Annotated in this window: 6 protein-coding genes and 1 tRNA gene; 2 read left to right on the plus strand and 5 right to left on the minus strand. The window is 45.7% G+C overall.

The window, feature by feature from the left end; genetic code table 11:
- Window positions 1–51 precede the first annotated feature (51 nt).
- The 3 genes from Q7V21_RS10655 to Q7V21_RS10665 form a co-directional block, all read right to left on the minus strand.
- Window positions 52–2,805, minus strand: coding sequence for a valine--tRNA ligase (locus tag Q7V21_RS10655; RefSeq protein WP_304917274.1), 2,754 nt, complete (start codon window positions 2,803–2,805; stop codon window positions 52–54).
- 86 nt (window positions 2,806–2,891) lie between these two features.
- Entirely contained in the window at window positions 2,892–3,326 is a 435-nt protein-coding gene (locus Q7V21_RS10660) for a DNA polymerase III subunit chi (protein ID WP_304917275.1), read from the minus strand.
- Window positions 3,327–3,336: 10 nt separating this feature from the next.
- Window positions 3,337–4,824: a leucyl aminopeptidase gene (locus Q7V21_RS10665; protein ID WP_304917276.1), complete on the minus strand. Its 1,488-nt coding sequence runs from the start codon at window positions 4,822–4,824 to the stop codon at window positions 3,337–3,339.
- An 86-nt stretch (window positions 4,825–4,910) separates the two neighbouring features.
- On the opposite strand from Q7V21_RS10665, the gene lptF reads away from it, so the two are divergent.
- Together lptF and lptG are read left to right on the plus strand one after the other, a co-directional pair.
- Window positions 4,911–6,041 carry an LPS export ABC transporter permease LptF gene (gene lptF / locus Q7V21_RS10670; protein ID WP_304917277.1) on the plus strand — a complete coding sequence of 377 codons (1,131 nt, stop codon included), beginning with the start codon at window positions 4,911–4,913 and terminating at the stop codon, window positions 6,039–6,041.
- Window positions 6,038–7,099 (plus strand): LPS export ABC transporter permease LptG, encoded by a 1,062-nt coding sequence (gene lptG / locus Q7V21_RS10675; protein WP_304917278.1) that lies wholly within the window; start codon window positions 6,038–6,040, stop codon window positions 7,097–7,099. Before lptF ends, lptG begins: the two co-directional genes overlap by 4 nt.
- On the opposite strand, the gene Q7V21_RS10680 is transcribed toward lptG, so the two are convergent.
- The gene (locus tag Q7V21_RS10680) at window positions 7,096–7,674 is read right to left on the minus strand and encodes a hypothetical protein (protein WP_304917279.1); all 579 of its coding nucleotides are present in this window, start codon (window positions 7,672–7,674) and stop codon (window positions 7,096–7,098) included. The genes lptG and Q7V21_RS10680 overlap by 4 nt on opposite strands.
- Before the next feature lie 150 nt (window positions 7,675–7,824).
- Window positions 7,825–7,900, minus strand: a tRNA-Glu gene (locus Q7V21_RS10685).
- Between the last annotated feature and the right edge of the window lie 62 nt (window positions 7,901–7,962).

The following is a 7,962-nucleotide window of genomic DNA, read 5'->3' on the forward strand; positions in this document are numbered from 1 at the left end:
ATATTGACTGACTAACTGACGAGGAAAGTTCCTGAAAAGAACTATTGAGTTTTAGCCTAGAGCGTTACGCTGTTGCTGTAACTGGCTTAACGACTGTTCCAGCTCTGCGAGTTTTTCACGTTCTTTGGCAACAACATCTGCTGGCGCCTTGGCAACATAGTTTTCATTACTCAGTTTGCCCGCTGATTGTTTGATGATTTTATCCAGTTTGCTGATTTCCTTGTCCAGACGGGCAATTTCAGCATCCTTATCAATCAGACCTTCCAGAGGAATCAGGATTTCCATTTTGCCAACCAAAGCGGTGGCAGCGGCAGGCGCTTCACCTGTCAGAAACTCTACAGACTCCAGGTTGGCTAATCGGCTGATAAAGTCGTGGTTATCCTGTAAACGCTGTTTATCAATGTCAGCGGCATCCTTGAGCAGCACCGGCAACTGTTTTTTCGGTGCAATATTCATTTGTGAACGAATTGAACGAATACCGTTAATAAACTGCATTACCCATTCCATATCAGCAACAGCAGCTTTATCGATTTTACTTTGGTCAGCTACCGGATAGGCTTCACGCATAATGGTTGAGCCTGTTTTACCGGCTAACGGGGCGATGGTGTGCCAGATTTCTTCGGTAATAAACGGCATAAACGGATGGGCTAAACGCAACGTGGCTTCCAAAACCCGGACCAAGGTACGGCGGGTACCACGTTTGGCAGCGTCAGTGGCTGCATCATTGTTTAATACTGGTTTGGACAGTTCCAGATACCAATCACAATAGTTATTCCAGATAAACTCGTAAATCGCCTGTGCCGCCAAATCAAAGCGATAACTGTCGATGGCACGGGTAACGTCTTGTTCAGTCTGTTGCAGTAAAGAAATGATCCAGCGATCAGCCAGGCTTAATTCAACTTCAGCGTTATCAATACCGGTATCCTGATCTTCGGTATTCATTAATACGTAACGCGCCGCATTCCATAGTTTGTTACAGAAATTGCGGTAGCCGGCAATCCGGTTCATATCAAAATTGATATCACGTCCCGTGGTAGCGAGCGAGGCAAAAGTGAAGCGCAGGGCATCTGTGCCATGTGGCGCGATACCCTCAGGAAATTCTTTACGGGTGGCTTTTTCAATTTTGGCAGCCAATTGCGGCTGCATCATGCCACTGGTACGTTTGGCCACCAGTGATTCCAGATCGATACCGTCAATAATATCGATGGGATCCAAAACATTGCCTTTGGATTTCGACATTTTCTGGCCATGCGAATCACGCACCAGACCATGGATATACACTTCTTTAAAGGGCACATCATCCATAAACTTGATGCCCATCATCATCATTCGAGCAACCCAGAAGAAGATAATGTCAAAACCGGTAACCAATACACTGGTGGGGTACCATGTTTTCAAAGCCGCATCGTCGGCTGGCCAGCCTAAAGTTGAGAAGGGCCATAACGCTGAAGAGAACCAGGTATCTAAAACATCTTCATCCTGTCTGAGTGCAACAGAATCCGCTAATTGATGTTTTTGGCGGACATCGGCTTCATCATGACCGACATAAATATTGCCTTGTTCATCGTACCAGGCTGGAATACGGTGGCCCCACCAGATCTGCCGTGAAATACACCAGTCCTGAATGCCATCCATCCAGTTATAAAAGGTTTTGTCCCAGTTGGCCGGGACAAATTTGATTTTGCCTGACTGTACCGCTTCAACTGCGGGTGCTGCGAGCACATCGGCTTTGACATACCATTGGTCAGTCAATAATGGTTCGATAACGGCATTGGAACGGTCACCACGTGGCACCATCAGTTTATGGTCCTGAATGGTTTCCAATAAGCCTAATGCTTCAAAGTCAGCTACGATTTGCTTGCGGGCTGCATAGCGATCCAGACCACGATATTTTTCCGGTGCATTATCATTAATGGCGGCATCAATGGTCAGAATATTGATTTGTTCAAGGTTATGACGGTTACCGACTTCGGCATCATTGAAATCATGTGCCGGGGTGATTTTGACACAACCACTACCAAACTCCGGATCGACATAGTCATCACCGATGATTGGAATTTCACGGCCAACTAAAGGCAAGGTGATAGTTTTACCAATCAGATGTTTATAACGCTCATCTTCCGGATGCACTGCCACGGCTGTATCACCGAGCATGGTTTCCGGACGGGTAGTGGCCACCACCAGATGACCACTGCCGTCGGTTAATGGATAACGGAAATGCCATAAATGACCGGCTTCTTCTTCTGATAATACTTCCAGATCGGATACCGCAGTATGTAACACCGGATCCCAGTTCACCAGACGTTTGCCGCGGTAAATCAGGCCTTCTTCGTGCAGTTTGATAAACACATGTTTGACCGCTTCGGACAGATTGTCATCCATGGTGAAACGATCGCGAGACCAATCTAAAGAAGAACCCAGACGACGTAACTGACGGGTGATATTGCCACCGGATTCGCCTTTCCAATCCCAGACCCGGTCTATAAACGCTTCACGGCCTAAATCATGGCGGGTTTTGCCTTCGGCGTTTAACTGACGTTCGACTACCATCTGCGTGGCGATACCGGCATGATCAGTACCCGGTTGCCACAACGTGTTATCGCCTTTCATGCGGTGATAACGGGTCAGCAGATCCATAATGGTGTTATTAAACCCATGACCCATATGCAAACTGCCGGTGACATTAGGCGGCGGCAACATAATGGCGTAGGGCGTGCCTTCACCAGAAGGTTTGAATTCGCCGTTTTGTTCCCACTGTTGATACCAGCGTTGTTCTATTGCATCGGGATTATAGGTTTTGTCCATGCGTCTCTGCGTTTATCTGTTCGGAAAAAGAAAAGCGGGATTATACCCGCTTAATGTAAGCCCGGTCATGAGTGAGCCGGATTGCGTTAATTGTTTATCTGATGCGTATCGAGATGATATCCACGATCTTTATAAAACTGATAACGAACGCGTCCCTGTTTTTTGATTTCTTCATCGCCATTAATAATTTCGGCCAGCCGTTCAAACTGACTGAAAAATAGTGGCTGAGTCGGGTTTAGATTGATCAATACATCCATTAATTTAGGTGGTGCAGTATTTTCATGGCTGATTAAAACCGGTGCATTAATTTCATCATCAGCCGCTAAAATCTGATGCGGCACAAAACTGTCTGGCCGAAAAGCCCATAAGGCTTTATCCATTGCATCACTTTGTGCCTGATCTTCAGTGTGAATAAAAACCTGATGACCTTGCTGATAGGCTTTTTCCGCCAACCGGCAGGCAAATTGCTGCCGGTCCAGCGGATCAGTCGTACTTAAAATATAAAAACTGACTTTGGTCATGAACTGCAGATTAGCCTTCCAGACGATTCAGAATATATTGCATCAATAATGGCACTGGACGACCGGTGGCACCTTTTTCTTTGCCGCCATTCCATGCGGTACCGGCGATATCCAGATGTGCCCATTTGAATTTTTCAGTAAAGCGAGACAGGAAGCAGGCTGCTGTGACACTACCAGCTTCTTTGCCACCAACATTGGCGATATCTGCAAAGTTACTGTCCAGTTGTTTCTGATAGTCATCCCATAATGGTAATTGCCATGCCCGATCAAAACTGTCATTACCGGCTTTAAGTAAATCATCAGCCAGTTCCTGATTGTTGGCCATCAAGCCTGTGGCATTACTACCCAAAGCAACAATAATCGCACCGGTTAAAGTAGCAATGTCGATGACGGTATCAGGGTTAAAACGTTCGCTATAGGTAAGGGCATCGCACAACAGCAAGCGGCCTTCCGCATCCGTGTTGAGAATTTCAATGGTTTGACCGGACATGCTGGTCACCACATCACCGGGTTTGTTGGCATCACCGTCCGGCAGGTTTTCTGAGCTTGGAATAACTCCGATGACGTTGATAGGTAACTTTAATTCGGCAACAGCTTGGATGGTGCCTAATACACTGGCCGAACCACACATATCGTATTTCATTTCATCCATGCCAGGGGCGGGTTTGAGCGAAATACCACCGGCATCAAAGGTCAGGCCCTTGCCGACTAATACAATTGGTTTGCTAGTGCCACCGCCACCATAATTTAATGTGATGAGTTTTGCTGGTTCTCGGCTACCGCGTGACACAGATAGGAATGAACCCATACCTAATTCGGCGATATCACTCTCTTCAAGTACATCAACCACCAGATTGTCTAAATCTTTCCCCAGTTTTATGGCTTGTTCAGCGAGGTAGGTTGGGGTGCAGATATTGCCCGGCAGGTTGCCGAGTTCACGTGCCAGATTCATGCCTCTACCGATGGCTGCACCGGTTTTGCAGGCTTGTTCCAGGGCATCGATATCGGCTTCAGTCGCCATAAAACCTAGTTTGGTTAGAGGTTTATCAACTGGTTTAAACTGGCTTTTAGTTTGGCTGTAACGATATAAGGCAGCTTCAGTATTGATAATGGTTTGACGAATTTTCCATGCTGTTGTGCGTTCTTTGACTGGTGTTTCTGCCAGGCAGCTGATGGCTTGGGTAGCTGCACTCTCGTTCAACCATTTAGCCATCGTGATGCAGGCTGTGTTGAAGTCATTTTCAGTGGTTTTGTCGAGTTTACCGCAACCAACCAATAAGACTCGTGGGCTGGAAATGCCATCAATATCCTGCAAAAGCATTGTTTGACCCGGTTTACCACTGATATCGCCGCGATCAATAACGCGTTGAATCAAACCGTTACTTGCTGTGTTTAAGGTAGCTGCAGACGGGCTGAGTTTGTTATCTTCAAATACTGCGACAGCAATACAGTCTATCGACTGGGTTGGTAAAACATCTTTGGTCACAAAATACTGCATGGATTTCTCCTGTTGATGTAGATGGTTTAGACTGCGCTTTTTATTGCAGTGAACTGACTGCCTATTCTAACGAAGACCACTGAATAATGCCCGCCCTTAAACGATTATTTGTTGAGCGTTTCAGCCTGATAGACCGATATATGCTTAGAGAGTTTTTACTTTCTCTAACCGCTGTTATCGGAGTGCTATGGCTGATATACGTGGCAACCCGCTTTGCCCGCTATCTGGCGCAAGCCGCTGTTGGTAATTTGCCAGCCGAAGTTATCTTCAATTTACTGTGGCTTAATTCACTGGGCGCGCTATCTATATTGTTGCCGATAGGCACATTTCTGGCGGTGTTGCTGAGTCTGTCACGCATGAGCTCAGATAACGAGTTAACCGTTATAGCGGCTTGCGGCATTGATGGTAACCGCATATTGCGAAATGTTGTCATATTTAGTGGTGCAATGGCGATTATCACGGGTGTATTAGCCTTGCTGATTGTTCCTGATGTATTGTCTGGACGGTATGAAATTGAACAAAAAGCCAAGGTGGCTGCCAATACCACTGGACTGGTCGCAGGCAGTTTTAAAGAAAGCCAAAGTGGCGATTGGACCTTTTATTCGCAAAAACTCAGTGATGATAAAATTCATATGGAGAATATCTTCATTGAAATCCATCGTGATGAGAAACCTCTGATTTTCCGGGCTGAGCGCGGGCGTTTTGATATTGAAACCGAAAGCGGTGACAAGTTTCTGATCCTGGAAGATGGTTATCGCTATGAAGGTAATGCTGGCGATCTGGATTTTCGCATTGCCGAATATGCAACTCACAGTATGTTAATAGAACGTGGTGAATCGGTGCAGGTTCGCGAACGGCATAAATCTTTACCCACAGCAGAGCTTTGGGAGCGCGGAGAACCGCAAGATCTGGCTGAAATTCAATGGCGTGTATCCAGTGCTTTAATGACCGTTATCTTAAGTGTAATTGCGATTACTTTAGCCCATACCGGTCCAAGGCAAGGACGATATGCCGGCTTTTTCCCGGCAGTTTTGGTCTATGTAATTTACAGCAACTTATTGGGTGTCACCCGGGCCTGGGTAGAAAAGGGCGATTTGGCTCCCTGGTTTGGAGCGATTTGGGTACATCTATTGATGATTGGCATTATGTTGGTATTACAAAATCGACTAAAACTTAAACGGCTCTGGCAACAACGTAAGCGACTCAAAACAGTATGATTCTGCAACGATATATTAGTAAAACCATATTAGGCAGTACCGCTTTAGTGCTGGTGGTATTGATGTCGCTTTATACCTTTATGGATTTTATCGCTGAGCTGGATGATCTTGGCAAAGGTGATTATCAGCTGAGCAATATTTTGGCTTATTTAGCTTTATCGATGCCAAAACGAATTTATGAATTGCTCCCCGTTGCTGCTTTGTTAGGCAGCGTTATCGGTCTGGGTACGCTGGCGTCTCAAAGTGAATTAGTGGCAATGCGAGCTGCAGGTGTATCGGTTAAGGATATAAATAAAGCGGTATTGATTGTCGCCGGTATTTTGATGATTATCGCTGTGGTAATTGGTGAATTTATCAGGCCCATCACCGAACAGAAAGCCATGCAGATACAAACGGCTGCACAAACTGGCACTGAAGGTAGCCAGTCACAGTATGGTTTTTGGACTCGCGACGGCAACCATTTCAATCATATCCAGCGAATTCATCGCGATGGCCGGTTTGAAGGCATCAAGGTCTACGAATTTGATGAAAAACATCAACTACGGATAGTGACTCAGGCCAGAGAGGCTCGCTATGAAAAAAATGAATGGCTGATGTTTGATGTGGTGCAAAGCACGATTGATGAGAATGGAATAGAAGTGAGAGCGATCGAGCGTGCCAAATGGCGTTCCAAACTCAATCCCGGAATGTTGAATGTTGTTGTCGTCCCACCAGAGTTTTTACCGGTATGGAATCTGATCGAATATGTTTCCTATCTGAAATCCAATCATCAAGCTGTTGGACAGTATCAATTGGCATTCTGGAGCAAAATCATGATGCCAATAAGCTCAGCTGTAATGGTGTTGTTAGCTGTACCGTTTATCTTTGGTCCATTACGTTCAGCACCCGTTGGCGGACGTATACTGGTGGGGGTGCTGGTCGGTATAGGTTTTCATTTGTTTAACCAAAGCTTTCAGCATATGGGGCTGGTATTTGGTGTATTGCCCTGGCTCGCAGCCTCCTTACCAACAATCATTTTTGCTGGTGTCGGCATAATCATGTTGCGCAGGGTACGCTAGTTTAGCGAGACCTCGCGGATTTCTGCTTCCAAGTTGTGTGCTTTAAGCAGAGTGGCAATCTGCTCACCATGCTCTTTCACCTTGGTATTAGCCAATTTGAATGCTTCTGGATCATTTTCACGAAAAGACACCATCAAATTTACTGAGACTTCCTTTAGCTCAGCAAAAATAGTGCTTAAAGCTTGCTCAGGACGTTCTGCCAGGAATTTTTCGTTAGCTGTAGCAACCTGCTGACTCTGATCATTTAACGCATTAAAACTCGGTGAGAAGCCTCTGAGGTGCCATACATTAAAGCCACGGGGATCGCGTTTTTGCTGATACAGCTGAAAATAATTCCCAAGGGATTCCACCTGCTCGTAATAATGCTGACTCATCCTGCTCACATATTCAGGCAGGTTATCTTCAGTAAGCCCCTTAAATTCAGTTACAAACGATTCTGTGTTTTCATCATTTGCTTGTACAGAATGTGTAGAAACAATTAACGACAATAGAAACAACCGTAATATCTGATTGAAAGATTGACTGGATAAAGAAGGGAGAAGAAAAAACTTCTTATAGATAAAATTGACGGTCATGTCGCTCACCATTGAAAAACGTTGGCTGATTATCTGTGAGCGTAATTAGGAAGTAAAGAAACGTGGTTGCTTGAAAACAAAAAAGGCGGTGAGAAATCTCACCGCCTTTTTATAACATCCAATAACCGTTAAGTTACCGACTGCCTTATATGGCGTCCCCAAGGGGATTCGAACCCCTGTTACCGCCGTGAAAGGGCAGTGTCCTAGGCCTCTAGACGATGGGGACCTAAAACTGTTTTCTTTCGTATCTTGGTGGAGCTAGGCGGGATCGAACCGCCGACCTCTTGC

The organism is Methylophaga sp., assembly GCF_030651745.1.

Excerpts from the sequence above, each read along its gene's own strand:
- Q7V21_RS10655 (WP_304917274.1), bottom strand. The coding sequence starts at position 2,805 with ATGGACAAAACCTATAATCCCGATGCAATAGAACAACGCTGGTATCAA.
- Q7V21_RS10660 (WP_304917275.1), bottom strand. The coding sequence starts at position 3,326 with ATGACCAAAGTCAGTTTTTATATTTTAAGTACGACTGATCCGCTGGAC.
- Q7V21_RS10665 (WP_304917276.1), bottom strand. The coding sequence starts at position 4,824 with ATGCAGTATTTTGTGACCAAAGATGTTTTACCAACCCAGTCGATAGAC.
- lptF (WP_304917277.1), top strand. The coding sequence starts at position 4,911 with ATGCCCGCCCTTAAACGATTATTTGTTGAGCGTTTCAGCCTGATAGAC.
- lptG (WP_304917278.1), top strand. The coding sequence starts at position 6,038 with ATGATTCTGCAACGATATATTAGTAAAACCATATTAGGCAGTACCGCT.
- Q7V21_RS10680 (WP_304917279.1), bottom strand. The coding sequence starts at position 7,674 with ATGACCGTCAATTTTATCTATAAGAAGTTTTTTCTTCTCCCTTCTTTA.